Genomic DNA, 24838 nt, shown 5'->3' with positions numbered 1-24838 from the left:
AAAACTGGTTAAAACTTATAACGGAGATATTTTTGTAAAAGTACTTTTGGGTAGTTTTTTTAGTTCTAGTGCATAAAACAATGCACATTAGTACATTGTATTTGGGTTTTTAGACGTTTTAGGAATTTGCTGTATAGCATCCCAATGTTCTACAATTTTACCATTTTGGTCAAATCTAAAAAAATCCATAGTAACGTATTGGTCTTTACCAGGCCACGTTTGGTGCGTGTGTAAAGCAACAAGGTTACCCTCTGTAATTGCTCTTACAAACTCAATGCTTTTATCTGGGTATTCTGTTTGCATACGCTCAAAATATGCTATAAAACCTTCTGTGCCATTTTCTACGTCTGGGTTGTGTTGTATATATTCTTCACCAACATATAATTCTACTGCTTTTTTAGGATTTCCTAAATATGCAGTTTTGTAAAATGCAATTGCCTTTTCTTTTAAATCCGTACTCATTATCGCTTTTTTATTTTAAAGATAATGCTTTTTCAAGGGAGTTGTTATCTGCGTGTTTTACGCACACTTTTTTAATCTATATTTGCCGACTTTCTTAAAAGAATTTGAACACTGAAATACAAATAGAGAAGTGGCTCTCCTGGGTAGATGAGCTTTCTTGTAACGATTATGTGGTAATTGATAATTTTTTAGATACAAGCACGTATTTAGAAGTTAGAGAATTCTTTTTATCTAAGCTAAATTATTTTGCACAAGCAGGTATAGGCGCATTAGATAAAAATGCAGTACACACAGAAATTAGAGGCGACTATACTTTTTGGTTAACTAAAGAACGAGATACAGAAATTGCTGCATTTTGGGAGGTTGTAGACCAAGCAATACAGGTGTTTAATAGGTATTGTTTTTTAAGTTTATCTGGGTACGAGTTTCATTTTGCAAACTATCCTCCAGGCGGTCATTACACTAAACATCTAGACCAATTTAAAAACCGAAATAACCGTACCATTTCTTTTATTGTGTATTTAAATGAAGGTTGGCAAAAAGGAGATGGAGGAGAATTAGAAATTTTTAAACCAGATAATAGCTCGTTTTTAGTAGAGCCATTAGCAGGTAGGTGCGTATTGTTTAAGAGTGATGTTGTGCCGCACGCTGTACTAAAATCTTATAAAGATAGATATAGTTTAACAGGATGGTTACTACAGACACCATTTAAATTAGGGCAGTTTTTAGGGTAGAGACTTACTATTTAAAAGAAAGACAATATTTTTTCTCCCCAGATGGCAAAAATAATGATGGTTATAGTTAGGGCTGTCATAAAAAAGTAAAACCAACGGTACACTAAAAAAAAGCAAATTAAACCTATAGCAGCAGCTATGTAAAACGTATCTGTAAAATGCTCTAAAGTTATCCAGTAGCCAAAAATAAAAGCAATTGTACTTATAGCAAGCTTAATAAATTTAGTGTTTTTGTTTGGTTTAGGACCAGTTTTATCCGTACCCGAAGTTGTAGGAGGTTTTGGTGGTGGCGGCTGTATAGGGTCTGCTATTCTAATATTACCTGTGCCATCACAAGCGTTACAATGTTCTGTGGTAGCGTGTGTACCACCTACAAAAGTTTTTTGTCCAGTACCAGAACAAGCATTACAGGTTTTATATGCCATAACAGGGTTATTTTTATTACTTACTACGCATTGCCATATTTCTAAGATCAATAAGAGTTTGCTCTGCGTCTTTACTCTCAAAAGAAAGTAAAGATCTATTGTTCATTATTAGGTATTTCTCTTGACTTTTGTCTTCGTTTTGCATTTCTACAATAGTGTATTTAGATCTTTTTAAATGAAAAGACTTTGGATATCCTATTTTATCAAACGGGTAGTGTTTAGCTGCTCTAAACTTCTTTTTTAACACTAGTTTGTCTCCAATTACACGAGCATCACAGATGTACATAAATTGGTACACAATAAACCCAATAAGCGCTATAAAAACAGCAGCAGCTACAATCATACCCATATGAAAATCTTGATCTTGGGTAACTTTTGCTAAAATTGGAATCATTATGAATACTACAATTGTACCCAAGTACAAACCAAGGTTGGTCCAGTTAGATGATAATTTAATTTCTGTATCACTCGCCATTTTTTTCTTTTAAAGATATGAAAGTTTGTGGTAGGTACAATTTTTAATGCTGGTAGCAGTGACCTCCTCCTTTTACTTTTCTTTTACAATAACCACCAGATTTAGTGAGAGCGCCACAAGTAGATATTACACTACTTCTAGATGAATTGAACCCTTTATTGTATGAAGGCTTACTTTGAGAAGAAGGAGTGTTTGGGTTTGTTGAGGGCTTTTTTTTTAGCGCTTTAATTGCTTTGTTATTTATAATATCTGATTCTTTTATATAACCAATTTTATTATTGTAAATAGCTTTGTAATATTCACCATATTCATAGTATTCTATTAGATAAAGTTGTTTTTTTTGATTTATAGATTCCAGTATTCTTGTTTTTTCACTTGGAAGTTCGTAAAAATTAAAATTTCTTTTTAATGAGGTTTTTATTGCGTTAGTTTTTAGTTCCTGAATCGCAATTTTGTCTTCAATGATAAGTATGTTGTTTGTAATTGAATCTATTTGATTTTCAATAGCTTTTTTTTCAATGAGTAAAGCATATTTTTTTACAGTTAAATCTATTTTCTTTTTTGATAAGCCCTCTATATCTTGAGAGTTAGAAAGGGTTGATATTAGGATGAATATAATTAATGTAATTGTCTTTTTCATATTACTAACTTTGGAGAGTAGTATTTGCTTAATCTTCTTAAACTGTAATCAATTTACTCCCTTCCTCTTTACCAAAAAAACAGATTTCCGTAAATGGTATGTAATAGTGTATACTTTGTAGTTTTTTAAGGGTATTTGGTAGTTGTGGTTTTTTGTATGCTGTTGTAACTAACTCTAAAACAAACAAAAACCTTTGCTTTTTAGAGGTTTGTCTAAAAAGCAAAGGCTTAATTTTTTATGGTAAATGGGTAAAAGTTACTCTGTTTCTTCTACTTCTTTTATAGAGTAAATAATTTTATCTAATTCATTTTTATACAAATTTTCATTACTTGCCAACGTCCAACTGTTTGCTTGGTAATATCTTGTTTTACCTTTAAAAATACCTATAGAGTAAAAAATGTCTACGCCGTTAATTGTTCCTCTTAAATGCGTGGTAATTGCTTGCATATTATTAACTACAGTGTCTTTTGTATTAAACATTTCTGCATTTGTAAGCTGTGTTTTATAATCGTCTAGTGTCATTTTTTTATAATCTACTAGCGTATTTTTGTAAGCTATATTTTCTTCTTCTTCATAATATTCAATAGCAGTCTCTACTTCCTCAAAAGATTCTTCTATTACTGCTATATAAAATTCTCTTCTTTCATTTTGGTACTGTAGTGTTGCATCATCATTTAAGTCATTGGTTTTGGTTAAAAAAGAAGGTAAAACAATTGAAAATCTGTTTTTAACGTTAACTGTCTCATAAGTGGTTTCTATATTGCAAGACTGTACTATAACTGCCGTTACCAATAGTAAAAAAATGCTTTTTGTGTATTGTTTAATGTTGGTCATTTTTATAGGGTTTTGTTGGTTGCTACAATACGTAAGTAGCAAATAATTTTTCTAAGGTTTCTTCTGGGTTGTTGCACAAACCAGGGTGTGTTTTAGAGCTTTGTATAACGGTGCTTCTAGAGGCTGCCAACCACCTAAACCTGTCAGATAGTTCTAACTTGCCAATTGGTCCGCCTGCAGGCTCACCTTTGCAAACCAGTTCCCAAGCTTTTAGGTAATCTTCTAGCAAATTATAGTTGAGCTCCTTACAAAAAGCTTCTAGTTTAGTACGGTCTATATGGTATTTTACACCTAAAAATTTTTTTCGTTTACTAAATAAAATAACGCCAATGTTAAAAAATTCTTCGCGTTCTACTTTGGGTACAATGCGTATAACGGCATATTCAAACGTAACTTTATCTTGCATCTTTAGCTTCATTTATTAGCGCATCTACCATACCCAATTTTGCATTTAAATAGGTGGTGTAGGCAGCTCTCATTTGCGCAGGAGTTAAAGAATCGGTTTGGTTTATAAGCCAATCTTCTGGTATACTGTTGGTGATGTTTTTTATAATTTGCGGTGTAATTTTACTTGTAATTTCTTGTTTTGCATAATCTAGTTCTGTAGCCTGTGGCAATAATACGTGGTCTTTTATTAACGGAAAGGTTCTGGTTAAGTGGTTTTTCCACAAAGGCCAGTTATGATGAAAATAAAAGCTAGCACCATTGTCTATAATCCACAACTCTTGGTTCCAAATAAGTAAGTTGGTGTTTTTTGCAGTACGGTCTATGTTGCTAATAATACTGTCTAGTAGTACCACTTTAGAAGCGGTTTTTGCATCTACGGTAGTTACCAACGGATCAAAAGTTATAGCGCTAGATAAATAGTGTAGCCCTAGATTTAAACCAACACTAAATTTTAGTAAATCCTGAATTTCTTCGTCGGGTTCTGTTTTGCTAAATGAGTCGTCTAGGTTAGCAAATACCAACTCAGGTACTTTTAGTCCAATAGCACGTGCAAGCTCGCCACCAATAAACTCGGCAATAAGTGCTTTTGTGCCTTGGCCAGCGCCTCTAAATTTTAAAACATAAAGGAAATCATCATCTGCTTTAACAATAGCAGGTAAAGAACCACCTTCTCGTAAAGGTTGCACATACTGTACAACGTTTACGGTTCTAACGTCTAATTTGTTCATACATCTAAGGTACTAAAATTTACAAGTTGTATGGTTATTATTTGCTTAGCAAACGTACTAATTGTGGTCTGTACAAGTTGTCTTTTTCGTTTAAACCAATGGTGTTTAGTAAAAAATTGAAGTTTACAAAAAGCTCTGCATTTTCTTCATCGTCCTCTAAAAATATTTTAAATCTACTACTGCCATTTTTGTAATTTACAGCATCTTGATTAAGGTTAGCGCAAGTAAAAATTTGTTCTTGTTTTAACGCATAGTCTTTAGCAGGTAAATTATATTTTTTACGCATAAAGTTTAATAATCTGTTGCTTTGCTCTCCAATAGATGTAAATTTAATACCATTATCTACAAACATATTTTTTGGCTCACCATTTACAAAACCAGCTTTAATATCTTTTTTTAAAGAAACCAACATACCAATAGTGTCATTATCTACAGTGGCCTTAATGGTGTATTGGTAATAGTCTTTATCTTCTTTAGTGTTGGTAATAGTAAACGGGAAATCTATAAAACCATCTACTGAATATAGGTTAGATAAATTGCTTACTTTTTGCTCTTGGTCTGTTTTACAACTTGTAATAGTTAGTAAAATAAGAGTTGTAATGGCTAGTGTTTTTTTCATATTGTTTTTTAGCTAGTTATTCAAATAGTAATCCGCTTTGTATGTCAAACTGCTTTTGTTCTTCTGAAGACATTTGGTCACGTAGCACTTTAATAGTGTATGCGCCTTTTGTTACTTTACCATCAAAATACATCCAATCACTAATATTAGACTCGTCTACCACAATAGTATCTCCGTATTTTACATTAATCTCGTATAGTGGTTTATTACCAACAATACCTTTAAATTTATTGTTATTAAAAGTAACGTCTTGTATCCATATGTGCTCTGAATTGCCTTCTGTATCTGTAAACTTTTGTTTAAGCGTAAAACCTTGATAGTTTTTGTTATTGCTTTGTATAGCACTTTTGAAATTAGATAATGTTTTGTTTGCTTCTGCAATGGCTTGGTTCATTGCAATATTTTCATTAGCTACATTCATTACATCTGGCTCGCCTTCACGTTCAATTTTAGAAGAAGAGTTCTCTTTACAAGAAGTAATTGAAAGAATAATAATAGCTGTAATAGTTAAGATTTTTTTCATATTGTTTTTAATTATTTTATGCGTACGCTTTCAAAATCGTTTTTTATTTTATCTAAAGTAGGACTTAAAAATACCATATACAGTATAATTAAAAGTCCAAAAAGCATAAAGTCTGGTTTAAGAAATAGAATGATAAAAGCAGCACCCTCTAAAATTGCCCATCTTATAATTGATGCAGTTTGGTACACACCAAATTTGTCTTCGAGCTCTTTAATGTCCTTGGCTTGTTTTAGGGTGTTTTTAAATACAAAATTACTAGCAAAAACAGCAATTAGCGGTAGTGCTAAAAATACAACTGAAGACGCATCTAAAGCAGGTACTTTAAAACTTTTTAAAGCCGTAATATCTCCTAAAGTAAAATAAATAGCAACAATCCCAAAGGTTATAGCTAAGTGAATAATTTTTAATGTTTTTATTTTCTGATCCATAGTTTTATAGTTCTTTTTTATAATTCTCAAGTTTTGGTTCTTGACTCTTTTATCTCTTCTCTATTTTCTCCTTTAAACGATCTTGTCTCTCCATTTACTTAGGTAAAAACCTATTAGGGTCTTCTTTGGCTTTACGGTCTTGTTCTTTTTGTTCTGCAGAACGTGTATCTGTATTAGTAGCAATTGGTTTTTTAGCTTCTTGTACTACTTTAGGTTCTGGAGCTTGTTTACCTCCAAAAAATGAGAGTACCATAAGCAGCGCTAAAATTCCCCATACAATACCAAAAATAAGGTCTGTAACAGATTTCCCTTTTTTATTTTCGGTATCAATATCTGCTTGTGGGTCTTCAGAAACTATATTAGGGTTTTCTTTTAAATAGTATAGTTTTAGTTGAGGGAAGTTAGGTAGTGTAGTTAACAAAATTTCATCAGCATAAGTCCGTCCATCAACAGTAAAAGAGTAATTAAATTTATACATTTTTATAACCCTAGCCAGAGTGGTTTCTGTATACTCGTTAGATAAGTCTGCCATAACAAAAGTGTTATCATCTAACATTTGTTGGCGTTCTGCAATTTTATCTTTGTCGCCTTCGTAAATATAGTCGCTAACACAAGATTTTGCTAGGAAAGAAAATACAATAATAAATACAATTCTGTATAAAACAGATTTTACTTTTTTCATAGGTTTGTTGGTCTTTGGTTATTTGTTTTGGTCTATTTTATAATTCTCAAGTCTTGATTCTTGACTCTTTTATCTCTTCTCTATTTTCAATTTTAAAAAGTTTTACATCTTAGCTATGGCTCCTTATTCCCAGCTCATATTTACTTTTTATTTTAAAAAAACTTTGTTGTTTTAAGTAAGCGCCTATAAAAAAAACAACTAAGGAAAGTCTTATTGTGAGGTATACAAATGGACTAATTAAATTAATAATTTTTGGTAAAGCACCTCTTCTGTTTTCTAAAACATTGTTACTTATGGCATAAATATAAGGTGATGGTAATTTAAAAATGATGAGTTCTAACAAGGTAAATACAAGATATGCAATTACAATATACAATGTAGTTTTTAAAAGTAATTTTCTGTTTGATGAAGCAATTAAAATAATAAGACCACTAATAAATGTTAGTAAGCCAAAGATATGATTGTTGTTTATTTTTAATAACGCACTTCCAAGAGTTATAATTCCAAGTATTAATAGCAAGTAAGCACCATTTTTAAAGATGTTTAATGCCTGTATGTAGTCATTAAATTTAAGAATAATAGCTAACCTACTTTTTTTTATGTCTTGTTCTTCTTTAGATAGATTATCAAATTTTTCTCCTGACGGATTAAATATTTGTTTTTCGACATCCTTTCTTAGTCTAGACTCATTTATAGACTCTAAAATAAGATTAGGAAAAATCCCTTTTTTTAATTGAGCTTGTCCCTCTCTTATAAGTCTATTTTTATCTTCTAAAGACATTTAATGCGTATTGTTATTTTATGAATAATTGCTGTTAGTATCCTGATTCTTGACTCTTATTTCTCATTTTGGTCTCTATTCTCTCCTCTATATTCTTTTCTCTTTTTTTTAAAAACCGAATCAATTTCTTACAATTTATGTTGTTTTTAGAAATACACAAATAAAAAAGCTTGTTTTTAGAGCAATTGCATAGAATTACTATAAAAACAAGCTTTATATAATTTAGTCTTAGTTAAGGTAGCTTTTAGTCTAATTTATCGGTTAAATTATTAAATACTTTTTTAGGATTTTTTCCATCATACAAAATAGCATAAACAGCGTCTATAATAGGAGTTTTAGACTTTTTGTTATGTTTTTCATTAATTAAATGAGCACTTTTAGTGGCGTAGTAACCCTCTGCAACCATACTCATTTCCATCATAGCACTTTTAACAGTGTATCCTTTACCAATCATATTACCAAACATTCTGTTTCTACTAAAAACAGAATAGCCAGTAACAAGCAAATCACCAAGGTAGGCAGAGTTGTTAATGTTACGTTTCATATGGTGTACACGTTTAATAAAACGTTTCATTTCTCTAATAGCATTACTCATAAGCACACTCTGAAAATTGTCTCCGTAGCCCAAACCGTGAGCCATACCAGCAGCAATAGCATAAATGTTTTTAAGCACGGCAGCATACTCGGTACCAATAATATCGTCAGATGTTTTTGTCTTTATATAATCGCTACTTAAGTTTTTAGCCACCAATTTGGCTTTTTTCTCATCTGCGCAGGCAATAGTTAAGTAAGACAAGCGCTCTAGGGCAACTTCCTCTGCGTGGCAAGGACCAGCAATAACACCAATATTTTCTAATGGTATATTATAGGTTTGGTTAAAATGTTCACCAACAATTAAGCCTGTTTCTGGTACAATACCTTTAATAGCAGAAAATATAGTTTTATTCTCTAAAGACACTGTAAGTTTTTGTAGTTCTGTGACTAAAAAAGCAGACGGAATTGCAAAAATTACCACATCAGAATTTTCAATAGCAGTATTAATATCTGCAGTTAGTGCTAGTTGTTGTGGGTTAAATTCAACAGCGCTTATATAATTAGGGTTGTGACAGTGCTCTTTTATATGTGCAATAGCATCTGTATTACGCATATACCAATTTACTGTACTTACATTTTCAGTAAGCATTTTTACAATTGCAGTAGCCCAGCTACCACCACCCAAAACAGCAAATTTTGTAGTATTCTTCATAAAATAAATTTAGAAAATCAAAAGTAGATAAAATTTAATTGAAAGCAGAAATTTATGCCTTCTATAGCTTTAATTTAATAAAACTTTAGGGTACTGTCAACCTTAATTTTACATACTATTTTATTAGTACTTTTTATGCAGATTTAGTTTTTATTAATCTATAAAATGTTAGCGTAGGTAAAGTTTAAAATGTTTATGTATCTGTAAATTAGCGATTTAAAATTTTTGGCACGCCCTTTGTTTTATACTTGGCAGAACCAATACATTTTTTATTATGAAAACAAAATTACTATTAGGATTACTGTTATTGGGAACCTTAGTTTCATCATGCTATTCTGAAATAATAATAGAAGATGATTTTATAGAACCAGGATTTTCTGTAGAACACGCAATACATAAATATGACCTTTGGTATGTAGATATTAACGCAACACAAGGTAACGGGGAAGTTCCTTTTTTACAACGTGCATTTACTATAACATTTAACAATGGCCGTTTGTATGCTAATAATAATATTGTTGGTATTGGTAAAACCGGTGGCGGCTATGGTGTAGATGTTGGTAATTATGATGTTTTTAATGATGGTATACGAGTAAACCATAGTGTAGATGGTAGGTGGCCACTAGAAGTGTATGTGGTAAATAGCAATACATTAGAGTTGTTAGATGTTGTCACAAACACATCATACTACTTAAGGGGGTACAGACAAAGTACGTTTGATTATGATTATGTTTTTTATGATAATTTAAAATACTTTTTACAGGAATATGATGCTTGGGAAAAAACATACACAAGTAAAGAAGGTGCTATAAATGATTTTGATGCAGAAAACTTTTTGCAATTTTTTACAGATGGTAATGCCGATGTTTTTAGGTCATCTATAGATAATAATGGTACCAGACCAAGAAACTTACAATGGGATTATGAAGGTGAGTATAAGGTGTTTGATGTAGAAGGAGATGAAACCTTAAAGTTGCTAGAGCTAGATTATGATTTTTTGGGTGATGATTATTTTGAGTTTTATGTTATTAATGATAGTACAATAGAACTGTACCATCCAAATTCTGGCACGGTTTATGAATTTACAGGAATAGGATACATACAATACTTAAAAGGTGATGTATCTACTACAGATAAAAAAAGAACAAAGTCTACTAACAGTGTAAAAACAGTAAAGAGACAGCGTATAAAATAAAAAGAATTTTTAGGTTGGTTATTAGTTGTAAAACTGTCTTAAACAGTAGTATGTTTAAGGCGGTTTTTTTATGTTTATTGGTCTTCTAATTTTAAAATAGCCGTTGTGTAATTTCTTGTGTTTATACACAGTTTTTCATCTGTAATTAGTGAACGTCCTAATGACGGAATCATTTCTGTTAACTTTTGCTGCCAAGCTTTAGATTTTACTTGCATTGGAAAACATTGATTTAATACAGATAACATTATAGATACAGATGTAGATGCACCTGGTGATGCACCAAGCAAAGCAGCCAACGTTTTGTTTTTGTTGGTTACAATCTCGGTTCCAAACTTAAGCACGCCACCTTCTTTGGCGTCTTTTTTAATTATTTGTACACGTTGCCCAGCTGTAATAAGCTCCCAGTCTTCAATTTTAGCATTTGGGTAGTACTTTTCTAATGCTTTAAAGCGTTCTTCTGGCGACTGTACAACTTGTTCTATTAAGTATTTGGTTAATGATATGTTGTGTAAACCAGCCCTAAGTATAGGAAAAATATTATGGGCATCTATAGACAGTGGTAAATCAAAATAAGAACCATTTTTTAAAAATTTTGTAGAAAAACCAGCATATGGCCCAAAAAGTAAAGAGCGTACGCCATTTAGCATTCTAGTATCTAAATGCGGAACAGACATTGGTGGTGCGCCAACTTCTGCCATGCCGTATACTTTGGCTTCGTGTTGTAAAATAACTTCAGGATTATTACATTTTAAAAACTGTCCGCTCACCGGAAAACCACCGTAACCATCTGCTTCAGGAATATCAGATTTTTCTAATAGTTTTAAAGCGCCACCACCAGCACCAATAAACACAAAATTACTTTCTATTGTTTTTTCTTTATCTGTATGTAAATCTTTAACCTCTATTTCCCAAGTGCCATCTTTTTTATCATCAATATCTTCTACTTGGTGACCTAAAAATACTTCTACACCATCACAAGACTGCAGATAGGCAATCATCCCTCTGGTAATAGTTCCAAAATTTACATCTGTACCTATAGACATTCTTGTGGCTCCTATAGTTTGGTTTTTGCTACGGCCTGTCATCATTAAAGGTACCCATTCTTTAATTTCATCATAATTTTCAGAATGCAACATATCTTTAAAAATAGGATAAGCTGTAAGTGCTTTGTGTCTTTTTCTTAAGAAGTTTAAATTTTCATCACCCCATACAAAACTCATATGGTCAATGTCATTAATAAAAGGATCTTCTGCAGGAAGTAAATTGTTTTTTACCAAATAAGCCCAAAGTTGTTTAGACACCTCAAAAGATTCACTAATTTTTAATGCCTTAGAAATATCTATTTCTCCTTGCTCATTTTCTGGTGTGTAGTTTAACTCACAAAAGGCAGAGTGCCCAGTGCCAGCGTTGTTCCAAGCATCAGAGCTTTCTGCGCCTACTTTATCTAAACGTTCATAAATAGCTATTTTAGCATCTGGTATTAGTTGTTTTAATAAAACGCCAAGCGTTGCGCTCATAATGCCAGCTCCTATAAGTGTAAAGTCTTGTTTTGCCATTGTATAGTTGTGTTTACTACAAAGCTAAGAAACGTTTTGGTAGTGAGTAGTGTTAGATTTTTATAATTTTAAGGTGTGTTTCTTAGTTTTATACAGTTTATTTCTCTAAAAGCGTAATAAAGACTATTTTTGCGCCCTTAATTTATAGGCTAAAATGAAAAAGTATTTAAATTTATTTGATTTCCAGCAGAAGGTAGATTATAAAAATGAAATTTTAGCAGGATTAACGGTGGCAATGACAATGATTCCAGAGTCATTAATGTTTGCTATTCTTGCCGGTTTTTCGCCTTTAGTAGGTTTGTATGGTGCTTTTATTATGGGATTAGTAACAGCAATATTTGGCGGTAGACCAGGATTAATTTCTGGTGGAGCTGGTGCAACCGTAGTAGTCCTTATGGCGTTAATGAACTCTCACGGTTTAGAATATGTTTTTGCAGCAGTTGCTTTGGCAGGTGTTATTCAAATGATAATAGGTCTTTTAAAACTAGGTAAGTTTATACGCTTGGTTCCACAGCCGGTAATGTTTGGGTTTGTTAATGGTTTAGCTATAATTATTTTTATGGCTCAAATGGACCAATTTAAGGCAGGTGTGGGAGATGCAGCAGTTTGGCTAACAGGTGAGACATTGTATACTATGCTAGGTTTGGTATTGTTTACAATAGCAATAATTGTTTTTGTTCCTAAGGTTACTAAGGCAGTGCCAGCTTCATTAATAGGAATTATTGTTGTGTTTTTAGTAGTGTATTTTTTTAATATAGAAACCAAACAAGTAGTAGATATTATAAATCAAGATACATTACCAGGAGAGCCACTAAAATCGCTTAGTGGTACATTACCTTCTTTTCACATTCCTACTATTCCGTTTACATTAGAAGCCTTTAAAATTATTTTACCTTACGGATTAATAATGGCAGCTGTAGGTTTAACTGAAGGTTTGCTTACGTTAAACTTGGTAGATGAAATTACAGGAACAAAAGGAAATAGTAATAGAGAGTGTGTAGCTCAAGGTGGGGCAAACATATTAAACGGTTTCTTTGGCGGAATGGGTGGTTGCCCTATGATTGCTCAAACTTTAGTAAACTTATCTGCAGGTTCAAGAGCAAGATTATCTGGTATAATTGCTGCGTTAACTATATTGGTTATTATATTGTTTGGAGCGCCGGTAATAGAGCTTGTGCCAATAGCTGCATTGGTTGGTGTTATGGTAATGGTTTCTGTAGGTACTTTTGAGTGGGCTAGCTTTAAGGCTTTACGAAGAATGCCTAAACCAGATATTTTTGTAATGATATTGGTTACCTTAATCACTGTATTTTTACATAATTTGGCTTTAGCTGTATTAATAGGAGTAATAATTTCTGCATTGGTATTTGCTTGGGAAAGTGCTAAGAGAATTAGAGCTAGAAAGTATGTAGATGAAGACGGAGTTAAGCACTATGAGATATACGGACCTTTATTTTTTGGATCTACCACATTATTTAATGAAAAATTTGACGTACAAGGTGATCCAGATAAAGTAATTATAGACTTTAAAGAAAGTAGGGTTACCGATATGAGTGGTATTGAAGCTTTAAATAAGATAACAGAACGTTATGCTAAAGTGGGTAAAAAGGTTCACTTAAGACATTTAAGTAAAGATTGTATACGTTTGTTGTGTAATGCAGATGATATTATTGATGTAAATGTAATGGAAGACCCAACGTACAAAGTAGTTGCTAATAAGTAAACTATTTTGCTACACTAAATTTATATAAAGTTACGCTGTGGTATTCTTCTTTAGGACGCAATACCACAGTAGGAAACTGAGGCTTGTTAGGACTATCTGGATAATGCTGTGTTTCTAAACAAAAAGCAGCTCTAGGATGGTATTTTTTACCCGATTTACCTACTAGCTTGTCACTTATAAAATTACCCGTATACAATTGCACTCCTGGCTCTGTAGTGTATACATTCATAGTAATACCCGTTGATGCTTCTTTTGCTGTTGCGGCCAAATTTAAAGTTGTGTTTTGGTCTATAACATAGTTATGGTCATAGCCATTACCAATAATTAACTGCTCATAATCTGCATTAATATCTTTGCCAATTGTTTTTTCTTTTCTAAAATCCAAGGGTGTATCATCTACAGCTGTTAGTTCTCCTGTAGGTATGCAAGTTGTGTCTACACTTGTAAAAGAAGACGCATTAATTTGTAGTTTATGATCTAAAATGTCGCCATTACCTTCTCCTTTTAAATTAAAATAAGAGTGGTTTGTTAGGTTTACAACCGTTGTTTTATCGGTAATTGCCCAATATTTAATTTTTATGGCATTTTTATCTGTTAGGTGGTATTGTACTTTAACCGCTAAGTTACCAGGGTAACCTTCTTCCATATCTGCAGAAACGTAGGTTAATTCTAGTGTATCTCCGGTAGGTTGCTTAGCATCCCAAACAACAGCATCAAAACCTGTTGTGCCACCGTGTAAGTGGTTTTCACCATTGTTAACAGCTAAATTGTATGTTTTGTTGTCTAGTGTAAATTTACCCTTTGCAATTCTGTTGGCATATCTACCCACAATACTGCCAAAATAGGCATTAGGATTGGTTTGGTATTCGTGTAAAGATTTATATCCTAAAACAACATCTTTAAAATTATTGTTTTTGTCTTTTATCCATAATGAGGCTAAAGTGCCGCCATAGTTTGTTATTTGTGCAATAGAACCTTGCGCATTTTTTAAAGTGTATAGCGCTACTCTTTTACCGTTTATTAAGGCTTCAAAATCTTTTGGGTTTAGTAGTTGTGGTGCCATTTAAAAGTTGGTTTAGGTGTTTAGTTTTTTAGTTCTACTAAAATTGGACAGTGGTCACTGTGCTTAGCTTCTTTTAAAATAACAGCTCTTTTTAAGCGGTTTTCTAAGGTTTTGCTAACCATACCGTAATCCAATCGCCAACCTTTATTATTGTTTCTTGCGTTAGCTCTGTAGCTCCACCAAGAGTAGTTGTGTGGCTCTTTATTAAAGTGTCTAAAACTATCTATAAATCCGCTTTCCATAAAATTTCCAATCCACTCGCGCTCTACAGGTAAAAATCCAGATACGTTTTTATTGCGTACAGGATCATGAATATCTATAGCTTCATGACATATATTATAGTCGCCTACTACAATAATATTAGGTTTGTCTTTTTTTAATTCATTAATATATTTCTGAAAGTCATCCATATATTTTAGTTTAAAATCTAGTCTAGCTAAATTTGTACCAGATGGTAGATACATACTCATAATAGAAATATCTCCAAAATCTGCTCTAATATTTCTACCTTCAAAATCCATATAATCTATACCTGTACCGTAGGTAACATTATCTGGTTCTGTTTTAGATAAAATAGCAACACCACTGTAGCCTTTTTTTTGTGCGCTATACCAATAGTTATAGCTGTAACCAGCCTCTTCAAACAAAGATAAATCTAACTGTTCTTTAAGTGCTTTTATTTCCTGAAGGCATATAACATCTGGGTCTGTAGCGGTAAGCCAATCTATAAAACCTTTATTAATTGCTGCGCGAATACCGTTAACGTTATAGGATACTATTTTCATTATATGTAATTATAAAGGTTAAAAATAGAAAAAACAAAGGGTTCTATGAAAAATGAATGACAGAGATTCTTACAAAAAGTTCTATTTTTGCCAATTGAAAAATGAGATATAGAAAACACTAACATTATGAAAAAAGGATTATTAGTAGTAGTATTTTTATTGGGAGCCAAAATGGCATTTGCTCAAGCTTACTCTAATTTTGATAAAAATCAAGAAATTAAATTTAACATTGGTATGTTTTTAGCAACAACTTCTGTAGAATTTGGATACGAGTATTTTTTAGGTGATGATACTAGTGTTGGTGCAATTCTTCATTTTGATGGTGACGGTGAAGATTACAATGGTAGCTTTGGTTTTGGACCAAACTTTAGGGCTTACTTTGGAGATTTACCTAGAAGTGGCGCTTTTGCAGAAGCTTTTGGTTTGTATTTAAAGGGAGAAAAAAAATACAATGATATGGGCTCTAGAATTGTTGGAGAATACAGTGGTGTAGCTCTTGGTTTAGGTGGTGGTTACAAGTGGGTAACACGTAGCGAACGTTTTACATTAGAGCTAAATGGTGGTTTTGGTAGAAATATAAATCCTAAAGAATTTCAGGACGATTTTATTTTTAGAGCAGGTTTATCTGTAGGGTTTAGATTTTAAAAAAATAAAGTCATAAAAAAAGAGCTCACTACTGGCAAATGCTTTAGTGAGCTCTTTTTGTATAAGTACTTAAAATTATATTTTTTTAAGCCATTCTTTCATAGATACTTCTGCGTTAATAATAGATTTTAAATCTGCTATAGCCACACGTTTTTGCTCCATAGTATCTCTGTGACGTATAGTTACTGTTTTGTCTTCTAAAGTTTGGTGATCTACTGTAATACAAAACGGAGTACCGTTGGCATCTTGTCTTCTGTAACGACGACCAACAGCATCTTTTTCATCATATATTACTTTAAAATCCCACTTTAAATCCTCTATAATTTCTTTAGCAACATCTGGTAAGCCATCTTTTTTAACAAGAGGTAAAATAGCAGCTTTTGTTGGTGCTAATACAGCAGGTAGCTTAAGAACGGTTCTTGTAGATCCGTTTTCTAATTCTTCTTCTATAAGAGAATTAGAGAAAACAGCTAAAAACATACGGTCTAAACCTATAGATGTTTCTACCACGTAAGGTACATAGCTCTCGTTAATTTCATGGTCAAAATATTGTAATTTTTTACCAGAGTGCTTTTCGTGGCTACTTAAATCAAAATCTGTTCTAGAGTGTATACCTTCAAGCTCTTTAAAGCCAAACGGGAATTTAAATTCTATATCTGCGGCAGCATCTGCGTAGTGTGCTAATTTATCATGGTCATGAAAACGGTAATTGTCTTCTCCTATACCTAAAGATAAATGCCATTTAATACGGTTTTGTTTCCAAGCCTCGTACCATTCTTTTTGTGTGCCAGGACGCACAAAAAACTGCATTTCCATTTGTTCAAATTCTCTTTGGCGAAAAATAAATTGTCTTGCAACAATCTCGTTTCTAAAAGCTTTTCCTATTTGGGCAATACCAAAAGGAATTTTCATACGTCCAGTTTTCTGTACGTTTAAAAAGTTTACAAATATACCTTGTGCTGTTTCTGGTCTTAAGTAAAGATCCATAGCACTGTCTGCAGAAGCTCCTAGCTTGGTGCCAAACATTAAGTTAAACTGCTTAACATCTGTCCAGTTTTTAGATCCAGATACTGGGCAAACAATATCTAATTCTTCAATTAAACTCTTTACGTCTGCTAAATCTTCATTTTCTAAAGACTTACCCATTCTAGATAAAATAGTATCAATTTTTTCTTGATAACCTAAAACGCGTGGGTTGGTAGTAACAAATTCTTGTTTATTAAAAGCTTCACCAAAACGTTTAGCAGCTTTGGTAACTTCTTTATTTATTTTGTTTTCTAATTTGGCACAGTAGTCTTCAATTAAAACATCTGCTCTGTACCTTTTTTTAGAATCTTTATTATCTATTAATGGGTCGTTAAAGGCATCTACGTGTCCAGATGCTTTCCAAACCGTTGGGTGCATAAAAATGGCAGAGTCTATACCAACAATGTTATCGTGCAATTGCACCATTGCTTTCCACCAATATTGCTTAATGTTGTTTTTTAATTCTGCTCCGTTTTGTGCGTAGTCATATACAGCACTTAAACCGTCGTATATTTCACTAGATTGAAAAACGTAACCGTATTCCTTAGCGTGAGATATAACCTTTTTAAATTTGTCTTCTTGATTTGCCATATGGCAAAAATAGAACTTTAGTGTTAATAGATTGAATTATTTTAATTCAAATTCTATAGAAGAAAGTAATTTTTCTTCTTCAAAAACATTTAAAGTATACATACCCGGCTTTAGAGCGCCTGTAGGAAACTTAATGTGCTCACAAATTTCTTCATTAACACCTGTGTAAATAATATCTACAGCTTTGCTATACTCATTACCTTTTACATTAATAATATTAGCATTGTTAGCTATTACTTTTTTGTTAGGGTCTAAAAATTGTAAGTACAACCTTTTTTCTATGTTAATGTCATTTGGGTTGCCACTAATGGTAGTGCAAGCTCTTAATTTAGAAATTAGACTTGCTTTATTGGTATTAATATCTCTACCATTACGCACTCTAAAAGCTAGAGCCTCAGAGCTTCTAATTTTTAAATATGTTTTATTTTTTAATTCTTTATTTAATTTGCTGTTGGCATCTTTTAAGTCTTCTTCATTCTGCGCAGCAGCAAGTGCTTGAGCCTTGTATTGTTCTGCACGTTTTTTAGCATTTTGTACGGTTTCGCTTAAAACAACATTGCTATATTTTAAGGCATTGTATTTCATATTAAGACTGTCGTACTTAAGTTGCCACCTGCGTAAATCTCTTTTGTTTTGATCGTATTTTTTACTATCAAAATTTAACTGCCCAATAGAGTCTAATAATCTAGATACATCATTGTTTGCTACATCTAAATCTATTTTATTTACTTCTATTTCTGATGATAAACTTTCTATGTTAGCTTGCATATTGGCAAGCTTATCGGTAAGCATTTTCTTTTCTCGTTCCAGGTAACTTATATTACTGTTGGACTGTGCGTTGCTGTAATAAAAAGCAATTAATATACCCAGTATTACGGCCGCAAGCGCAGCTATAATTACTTTGTATTTTAAATTGTTATCTTGTGAGTCCATCAAAAGTTGGAGGTAATTTTAAGTAGGGTTAAATTTGGGACATTATAAGTTGTCAAATATACTAAATCATATCAATAAAATACTAATGCCCTTAGGGTGTTTTGGATGTAATACACCTTTGCGTAAAGGTGAACGATTAATTTGTACCGTTTGTCGAAATGAATTACCACTTACCGAGTACAATTTTACCGATGAAAACCCAATTGACCGTGTTTTTTATGGCAGAATTAATGTTAAAAAGGTTAATTCTTTCTTATTTTTCACAAAAAATGGGGTGGTAAAAAACATAATTCATCATTTAAAATATAAAAATCAGCAACAACTAGGGACCTTTTTTGGGCGCTGGTATGCGCAGTCAATTAAAGAACGTTTAGATATAGATATTGTTGTGCCCGTACCTCTACATAAGAAAAAATTAACAAAAAGAGGGTACAACCAAGTTAGCTTATTTGGGCAAGAATTGGCATTGCATTTTAATGCTAGTTACCAAGAAAATGTTTTATTTAAAACTGCTAATACTAGAACGTTAACTAAAAAAAATAGGTTTTCTAGATGGAAAGTAAATCAGGATTTATACAAGTTAACTAATGAAGAAAATGTGGCTGGTAAAACCATTTTATTGGTTGATGATGTAATAACAACCGGAGCTACAATTGAAGCTTGTGCTACTGCATTACATAAAGCAAAAAATGTAACAATTTATGTAGCAACAATTGCCGTAGTACCATAGTTTTATGTTTGTGTAAATTGTTGTTACTTTGCGTTAATATTTAGGTTATGGCAAGACGTATTTTTAGCTTACTTTTTTTAGTGTTGGTTGTGTTTGCATTGGTGCATTGTGCAAGAAGAGGAACACCGTCTGGCGGACCAAAAGATATTACGCCTGCAGAGCTTATAAAGGCTACACCTGCTAATAAAAGCATAAATTTTAAATCTAAAACTATTAGGTTGGAGTTTGATGAGTATATAAAATTAAAAGATATACAAAAGCAACTTATTGTATCTCCTCCTTTAAAATATCAGCCAGATATTACGCCACAGGGTTCTGCTAGCAAGTATATAGAAATTACTATAAAAGACACTTTAAAACCAAATACAACTTACACATTTAATTTTGGACAAAGTATTGAGGATAATAACGAAGGAAACCCAAGTAGTTTTTTAAGTTATGTTTTTTCTACAGGAGATTATATAGATTCTTTAAGTATTTCTGGTGTTGTAAATGATGCTTTTAAACAAAAGGTAGACGAGTATGTAAGTGTTATGCTGTACAAGGTAGACAGTACGTATACAGATTCTACTATTTATAAAGAGCCACCTTATTACATAACTAATACATTAGATAGCACCAATATTTTTTCATTAAAAAACCTTAAAGAAGGTGAGTATGCTTTATTTGCATTAAAGGATGAAGGCAATAACAATACATTTGATCAGGGTATAGATAAAATAGGTTTTTTAGATCACTACATAACAATACCAACAGATTCTATTTATGTGTTAGATTTGTTTAAAGAGGTGTCAGATTTTTCTATGTCTGTACCAAGTTATGCATCAAAAAATAAAATAATATTTGGGTACAATGGTGATGGTAGTGATGTTGAAATTATTCAGAAAAGTTACTTGCCAGATAGTGTAAAAACTAAAGTAACTAAAGAATTAGAAAAAGATACTCTAAATTATTGGATTACTCCTTTTGAGGCAGACTCTTTAATTTTTAATGTAGTTAGTAATCGCCAAAAAACATTAGATACATTTATTGTTAAAACAAGAAAACTTCCTGCAGACTCATTAAAATTTACAGCTGTTTCTAATAAAAGAATTAGTTTAGAAAACCAATTTTGGGTTGCAGCCAATACACCAATTAAGTCTATAGACACATCAAAAATAAAAATAGTAGATAAAGATACATTACCTGTTTTTGTGCCAATTAGTTTAGATACTATAAAAAATAGGTTAGATTTTGATATGGTTGTGCCATTAGAAAACGAGTACAGTATTACAGTATTACCAGAGGCAATTACAGACTTTTTTAATGCTGTAAATGATACCATACAATACCGAGTTTCTTTTGTAGATCCCACAGAAAATAGCTTACTAACTGTAAACTTGGCTGGTGAGGTAACTTACCCAGTAATTGTACAATTAATAGATGGCTCTGGTAAGCTTGTAAGAGAGCAATTTGCTACAGAGCCAAAACCTTTTGTGTATAAAAATGTTAAGCCAGGAGAATACCAGGTTAGAGTAGTAGAAGATACCAACGGAAACCAAAAGTGGGATACAGGTAATTATTTACAAAAAACATTTCCAGAAAGAGTTAGTTATTCACCTGCATTAAACTTAAGAGCTAACTGGGAAGAAACACTTACGTTTCAAATTACAAGGTAAAAGTATCTCTGTCATCTAAAAACTTTAATTTGTTACGCATATCAATTATGTGTTGTTTGTTAATTGTAGTGTGTAGAATTTCATCATCATTAGAAAAACAAATTTGGTTGCCAAGTACGTCGTAAGCAGCAGAATGTCCAGTGTACTCATATCCAGAGTTGTCTGTACCTACTCTGTTTACACCAATGCAATAGCTCATATTTTCTATAGCTCTAGCTTTAAGCAATGTGTCCCAAGCTGTAACACGCTGTTTTGGCCAATTTGCAACATAAAGTAATATGTCATAATCTTCTGTGTTACGTGCCCATACAGGAAACCTTAAGTCGTAGCAAATTAAGGGGCAAATTTTAAATCCTTTATAATCTACAATTAGCTTTTTGGTACCTGCTTTATACACCTTGTCTTCACCAGCCAGTGTAAAAGTGTGTTTTTTATTGTAGGTTTCATAAGTTCCGTTAGGGTAAACAAAAAATAATCTGTTGTAAAACGTGTTGTTTTCATAAAATAGAATACTACCTGTAATTGCTATTTGTTTGCTTTTTGCAATAGTTTGCATCCAGTTTCTTGTTTTTTCTCCCTCACTTTTAGCAATTTTAGATGGGTTCATTGTAAAACCAGTGGTAAACATTTCGGGTAAAATAACTAGATCTGTTGCAGTGGTTATTGCATTTATTTTGTTTGATAACACATTTCTGTTTTCTTCTGGGTTTTCCCAAACAATAGGTGTTTGTACTAGTGTAATATGCAAAGAGTTGTAAGAGCTCATTATATTATTTTTTTAAACTGATGATGTACTAGCATAAAAGTACTACTTTTAATACAGAAAGTGCATTGGTTTTTGTGCCTATACAGGTAATTTAATCAGACCAAAAACAGCAAACAATGCAGAACTTAAAACAATCAAAAAAATGAAGAAATTAGTTTACGGATTATTGGCATTACTATTATTAGGTTTTGTTCCATCAAAACAAGGGTTAAATAATGCAGATAAAGAGTTAGTAGTAACAGAAATGACTAGGACAAGTAAAAAGTTGTTAAAAACTATTAAAGGATTAAGTAGTGAGCAGTTAAACTTTAAAGCAAGTCCAGAGTCTTGGTCTGTAGCAGAGTGCGTAGAGCATATAGCAATATCAGAGAGCTCTATTTTTAGTGTGGTAGAAAAGGCAGTGCAAGTGCCAGCAGACGCATCTAAAAGAAAAGAAGTTAAATTTACTGATGATGAGGTGATTGGTGTAATGTTAAATAGAAAAAATAAAGCTAAAGCGCCATCTGCAATTGAGCCTAGCGGTAAGTTTGGCAGCCATAAAGAAACTATTAAAGCTTTTGTTGCAAAAAGAAAACAAAATATTAAATATGCTAAAAAAACAAAAGATAACTTAAGAAATCATTACGGAGAAATGTCTTTTGGTACATTAGATGGTGTACAATTAATGGTATTTATTTCTGCTCATTCTGAGAGACATACACTACAGATAAAAGAAATAATGAATAATGAAAATTTCCCTAAAAATTAGTGAATAGTTATAATGTTTTACTGTAAAAGGCTGTGTTTTTAACAAAAGCACAGCCTTTTTTTCTTTTAATTGATTGATATTTACGGTATTTGCAATATTTTTTATCATTTTTGCACTAAAAAATATTTTTTAAATAAAGTTATTTCTTACTTGGTTAGAAATATGCTATATTTAAATTAAAGAGAGGCTAAGCTTTGCAGAAAACACATACAAATATATTTATTGATGACGCACCTATAGAGATAGGTGTTCTAGATGTTAATATGCATTTTGTAAAATGCTCTAAATTTTGGTTGCGTAAAATAGGAAAGACAGAAAAAGAAATTATTGGTAAGTCTTATTATGAAGTTTTTCCTGACACAACAGATGATATAAAAAAAATACACGAGTATTGTTTAAAAGGCAGCTATATTAGTTTTGAAGGAGAAAAGGTTGTAGATAAAACCGGAAAAGTACAATGGTTTAATTACAAAATTAACTCTTGGGAAAATGAGAAAGACAAAGTAGGAGGGCTAATTATAGTAAGAGAAGATATTTCTCATAAGCGAAACGAAGATGAATACCGTTTAAAAGCACAAGAAGTAGCAAACGTAGGTGGTTGGGAGGTAAACCTAATAAGTAATGAGGTGTACTGGACCAGCATTACAAAAAAAATACACGGTTTAGATGATGATTATGTGCCTAATTTAGAAACCGGAATTAACTTTTATAAAGAAGGATACCATAGAGAAAAAATAGTTTCTTTAATAAGCGAGGCTATTAGTAACGGAACTCCTTGGGATGAAGAGTTGATAATAATTACGGTTAACGGAGAAGAAAAATGGGTTAGGGCTATTGGTAGAGCAGAGTATATAAATGGCAAAGCTGTAAAATTAACCGGATCTTTTCAAGATATAGATGAAAGAAAGAGAGCAGAATTAGTGCACTCTGAAGTTCAAAAAAGATTAAATATTGCCACTAAAACAGCAAATATTGGTGTTTGGGACTATGATTTAGCTAAGCAAGAACTTAGTTGCGATAATGAAACTTTAATTTTATACGGAGCGGAAACATCTACACAAAAAAATTTACACAAGGCCTGGAAAAGTATACTTGTAGAAGAAGATAGAGATAGGGTAATAAATGAAATGCATTATGCCATACAGAATAAAGATGAGTTTAATACCGAGTTTAGAATAAAACAGAGAAACGGGAGTATAAAGTACATAAAATCTATTGGGCAATTACACAAAGACCAAAATACTGGTGCTGTAAAAATGATAGGGGCTAATTGGGATATTACAGAATACAGACATGCAGTTTTAAAATTAGACAAAAGAAAAGAGTCTTTTGCTGGAGTTTTTAACAACTCTTCTGTAGGTATGGCTTTAATTGGCTTAGATGGTAAATGGCTAAAAATAAATAAAAGTCTTTGTAATAGTTTGGGGTATACTAAAGCAGAGTTAATGAATTTAACTTTTCAAGATGTCACCCATCCAGATGATTATTTAAAAGATCTAAATTTTTTAGATCAATTAATTGCAGGGGAAATTGATAATTACCAAATAGAAAAAAGATATTTTCATAAAAAAGGACATACCGTTTATGTAATTTTATCGGTAACAAAGGTAACAAAAATAGATGGAAGCTTATCTCACTTTATATCACAGGTGGTAGATATTACATCTCGTAAGGAAGCAGAAAACAAAGTAAAATCAGTATTAAAAATTACTGCAGACCAAAACGAGAGTTTAACTAACTTTGCACATATAGTATCTCATAATTTAAGGTCTCATTCTACAAACCTATCAATGCTTACGGGATTTTTAATTAATGAGACAGACCCAGAAGAAAGGGCTAATTTAATTAATATGTTAAATGAGTCTTCTGATAGTTTAGATGAGACTATTACGCATTTAAACGAGGTGGTTAGTGTTAAATTAAATGTGCTTGGTAAGTTAGAGGGTGTAAGTATTTTAGAAACTTTTGATTCTGTTAGGAAAAGTATAATAGCCCACCTAAAAGAAAATGATGTTATCTTAAACATACAAATACCTAAAGAGTTTGTAGTTAGTGCTGTGCCTGCATACTTAGAGAGTATTTTATTAAATTTACTTACAAATAGTATTAAATATAGTTCCCCAAAACGCAGATTGGTAATAGATGTAAAAACCAAAAGGGAAAGAGATAAAGTTGTACTTACTTTCTCTGATAATGGTTTAGGCATTGATATGAAAAGGCATAGGCACAAAATTTTTGGAATGTATAAAACATTTCATAAGCATAAAAACTCCAAAGGTATTGGGCTTTTTATTACCAAGAGTCAAATAGAGGCTATGAACGGAAAGATAGAAGTTGAAAGCTCTGTAGACATAGGTACAACATTTACACTATATTTTAATTGTTTTAAATAATT

At 32.0% G+C, this 24838-nt stretch carries 27 protein-coding genes; 8 read left to right on the top strand and 19 right to left on the bottom strand.

Annotated features, from left to right (window positions below; all coding sequences use genetic code 11):
- Positions 1-87: 87 nt before the first annotated feature.
- Positions 88-462: a nuclear transport factor 2 family protein gene (locus CELLY_RS05630; protein WP_013620693.1), complete on the bottom strand. Its 375-nt coding sequence runs from the start codon at positions 460-462 to the stop codon at positions 88-90.
- A gap of 104 nt (positions 463-566) precedes the next feature.
- Between CELLY_RS05630 and CELLY_RS05625 the strand changes: the two genes are divergently transcribed.
- Positions 567-1196: a 2OG-Fe(II) oxygenase gene (locus tag CELLY_RS05625; RefSeq protein WP_013620692.1), complete on the top strand. Its 630-nt coding sequence runs from the start codon at positions 567-569 to the stop codon at positions 1194-1196.
- A gap of 11 nt (positions 1197-1207) precedes the next feature.
- Here the strand turns inward: CELLY_RS05625 and CELLY_RS05620 are convergent, their stop codons facing one another.
- The 12 genes from CELLY_RS05620 to CELLY_RS05560 form a co-directional block, all read right to left on the bottom strand.
- Positions 1208-1621: a DnaJ-like cysteine-rich domain-containing protein gene (locus CELLY_RS05620; RefSeq protein WP_013620691.1), complete on the bottom strand. Its 414-nt coding sequence runs from the start codon at positions 1619-1621 to the stop codon at positions 1208-1210.
- A gap of 16 nt (positions 1622-1637) precedes the next feature.
- The gene (locus CELLY_RS05615) at positions 1638-2096 is read right to left on the bottom strand and encodes a hypothetical protein (RefSeq protein ID WP_013620690.1); all 459 of its coding nucleotides are present in this window, start codon (positions 2094-2096) and stop codon (positions 1638-1640) included.
- A 43-nt stretch (positions 2097-2139) separates the two neighbouring features.
- Complete coding sequence (locus CELLY_RS05610; RefSeq protein ID WP_013620689.1) at positions 2140-2736, bottom strand: hypothetical protein; 597 nt, start codon at positions 2734-2736, stop codon at positions 2140-2142.
- Between the two features lie 255 nt (positions 2737-2991).
- The gene (locus CELLY_RS05600; protein ID WP_013620688.1) at positions 2992-3570 is read right to left on the bottom strand and encodes a hypothetical protein; all 579 of its coding nucleotides are present in this window, start codon (positions 3568-3570) and stop codon (positions 2992-2994) included.
- Positions 3571-3592: 22 nt separating this feature from the next.
- Positions 3593-3976: a DUF3037 domain-containing protein gene (locus CELLY_RS05595; protein ID WP_013620687.1), complete on the bottom strand. Its 384-nt coding sequence runs from the start codon at positions 3974-3976 to the stop codon at positions 3593-3595.
- Entirely contained in the window at positions 3966-4745 is a 780-nt protein-coding gene (locus CELLY_RS05590) for a HipA family kinase (protein WP_013620686.1), read from the bottom strand. The genes CELLY_RS05595 and CELLY_RS05590 overlap by 11 nt, the downstream gene beginning before the upstream one ends.
- Before the next feature lie 37 nt (positions 4746-4782).
- Positions 4783-5364, bottom strand: coding sequence for a hypothetical protein (locus CELLY_RS05585; protein WP_013620685.1), 582 nt, complete (start codon positions 5362-5364; stop codon positions 4783-4785).
- A gap of 16 nt (positions 5365-5380) precedes the next feature.
- Positions 5381-5887 carry a DUF2314 domain-containing protein gene (locus tag CELLY_RS16645; RefSeq protein WP_013620684.1) on the bottom strand — a complete coding sequence of 169 codons (507 nt, stop codon included), beginning with the start codon at positions 5885-5887 and terminating at the stop codon, positions 5381-5383.
- Between the two features lie 11 nt (positions 5888-5898).
- The gene (locus CELLY_RS05575; RefSeq protein ID WP_013620683.1) at positions 5899-6315 is read right to left on the bottom strand and encodes a hypothetical protein; all 417 of its coding nucleotides are present in this window, start codon (positions 6313-6315) and stop codon (positions 5899-5901) included.
- Between the two features lie 94 nt (positions 6316-6409).
- On the bottom strand, positions 6410-6997 hold the full coding sequence (locus CELLY_RS05570; RefSeq protein ID WP_013620682.1) for a hypothetical protein: 588 nt from the start codon (positions 6995-6997) through the stop codon (positions 6410-6412).
- Between the two features lie 109 nt (positions 6998-7106).
- Positions 7107-7778 (bottom strand): hypothetical protein, encoded by a 672-nt coding sequence (locus CELLY_RS05565; protein ID WP_013620681.1) that lies wholly within the window; start codon positions 7776-7778, stop codon positions 7107-7109.
- A 244-nt stretch (positions 7779-8022) separates the two neighbouring features.
- Positions 8023-9024 (bottom strand): NAD(P)H-dependent glycerol-3-phosphate dehydrogenase, encoded by a 1002-nt coding sequence (locus CELLY_RS05560; RefSeq protein WP_013620680.1) that lies wholly within the window; start codon positions 9022-9024, stop codon positions 8023-8025.
- Positions 9025-9298: 274 nt separating this feature from the next.
- Here CELLY_RS05560 and CELLY_RS05555 point away from each other — a divergent pair, with 274 nt between their 5' ends.
- Positions 9299-10219 (top strand): hypothetical protein, encoded by a 921-nt coding sequence (locus CELLY_RS05555; protein ID WP_013620679.1) that lies wholly within the window; start codon positions 9299-9301, stop codon positions 10217-10219.
- 74 nt (positions 10220-10293) lie between these two features.
- Here CELLY_RS05555 and mqo read toward each other — a convergent pair whose 3' ends face one another.
- Positions 10294-11775 (bottom strand): malate dehydrogenase (quinone), encoded by a 1482-nt coding sequence (gene mqo, locus CELLY_RS05550; RefSeq protein WP_013620678.1) that lies wholly within the window; start codon positions 11773-11775, stop codon positions 10294-10296.
- Positions 11776-11929: 154 nt separating this feature from the next.
- Here mqo and CELLY_RS05545 point away from each other — a divergent pair, with 154 nt between their 5' ends.
- Positions 11930-13498: a SulP family inorganic anion transporter gene (locus CELLY_RS05545; protein WP_013620677.1), complete on the top strand. Its 1569-nt coding sequence runs from the start codon at positions 11930-11932 to the stop codon at positions 13496-13498.
- Position 13499: 1 nt separating this feature from the next.
- On the opposite strand, the gene CELLY_RS05540 is transcribed toward CELLY_RS05545, so the two are convergent.
- Positions 13500-14561 carry an aldose epimerase family protein gene (locus CELLY_RS05540; RefSeq protein ID WP_013620676.1) on the bottom strand — a complete coding sequence of 354 codons (1062 nt, stop codon included), beginning with the start codon at positions 14559-14561 and terminating at the stop codon, positions 13500-13502.
- Between the two features lie 20 nt (positions 14562-14581).
- A complete protein-coding gene (locus CELLY_RS05535) occupies positions 14582-15346 on the bottom strand; it encodes an exodeoxyribonuclease III (protein ID WP_013620675.1) in 765 nt (254 codons plus the stop codon).
- 126 nt (positions 15347-15472) lie between these two features.
- Between CELLY_RS05535 and CELLY_RS05530 the strand changes: the two genes are divergently transcribed.
- Complete coding sequence (locus tag CELLY_RS05530) at positions 15473-15991, top strand: hypothetical protein (RefSeq protein WP_013620674.1); 519 nt, start codon at positions 15473-15475, stop codon at positions 15989-15991.
- Positions 15992-16066: 75 nt separating this feature from the next.
- On the opposite strand, the gene CELLY_RS05525 is transcribed toward CELLY_RS05530, so the two are convergent.
- Together CELLY_RS05525 and CELLY_RS05520 are read right to left on the bottom strand one after the other, a co-directional pair.
- Positions 16067-17608, bottom strand: coding sequence for a glycine--tRNA ligase (locus CELLY_RS05525; protein WP_013620673.1), 1542 nt, complete (start codon positions 17606-17608; stop codon positions 16067-16069).
- Between the two features lie 36 nt (positions 17609-17644).
- On the bottom strand, positions 17645-18541 hold the full coding sequence (locus CELLY_RS05520) for a coiled-coil domain-containing protein (RefSeq protein WP_013620672.1): 897 nt from the start codon (positions 18539-18541) through the stop codon (positions 17645-17647).
- Between the two features lie 85 nt (positions 18542-18626).
- Between CELLY_RS05520 and CELLY_RS05515 the strand changes: the two genes are divergently transcribed.
- Together CELLY_RS05515 and CELLY_RS05510 are read left to right on the top strand one after the other, a co-directional pair.
- A complete protein-coding gene (locus CELLY_RS05515) occupies positions 18627-19271 on the top strand; it encodes a ComF family protein (protein WP_013620671.1) in 645 nt (214 codons plus the stop codon).
- A gap of 47 nt (positions 19272-19318) precedes the next feature.
- Positions 19319-20929 carry an Ig-like domain-containing domain gene (locus CELLY_RS05510; RefSeq protein WP_013620670.1) on the top strand — a complete coding sequence of 537 codons (1611 nt, stop codon included), beginning with the start codon at positions 19319-19321 and terminating at the stop codon, positions 20927-20929.
- Here the strand turns inward: CELLY_RS05510 and CELLY_RS05505 are convergent.
- Positions 20919-21695: a nitrilase family protein gene (locus CELLY_RS05505; protein WP_013620669.1), complete on the bottom strand. Its 777-nt coding sequence runs from the start codon at positions 21693-21695 to the stop codon at positions 20919-20921. The genes CELLY_RS05510 and CELLY_RS05505 overlap by 11 nt on opposite strands.
- Positions 21696-21837: 142 nt before the next feature.
- On the opposite strand from CELLY_RS05505, the gene CELLY_RS05500 reads away from it, so the two are divergent.
- Both CELLY_RS05500 and CELLY_RS16640 read left to right on the top strand, forming a co-directional pair.
- The gene (locus CELLY_RS05500; protein WP_013620668.1) at positions 21838-22443 is read left to right on the top strand and encodes a DinB family protein; all 606 of its coding nucleotides are present in this window, start codon (positions 21838-21840) and stop codon (positions 22441-22443) included.
- A 194-nt stretch (positions 22444-22637) separates the two neighbouring features.
- Complete coding sequence (locus CELLY_RS16640) at positions 22638-24836, top strand: PAS domain-containing sensor histidine kinase (RefSeq protein ID WP_013620667.1); 2199 nt, start codon at positions 22638-22640, stop codon at positions 24834-24836.
- The last annotated feature ends 2 nt before the right edge of the window (positions 24837-24838 follow it).

Source organism: Cellulophaga lytica DSM 7489, from assembly GCF_000190595.1.
Classification (GTDB): Bacteria; Bacteroidota; Bacteroidia; order Flavobacteriales; family Flavobacteriaceae; genus Cellulophaga; species Cellulophaga lytica.
The sequence above is the reverse complement of the archived record's forward strand: the minus strand, read 5'-3'. Positions and strand labels throughout refer to the sequence as shown.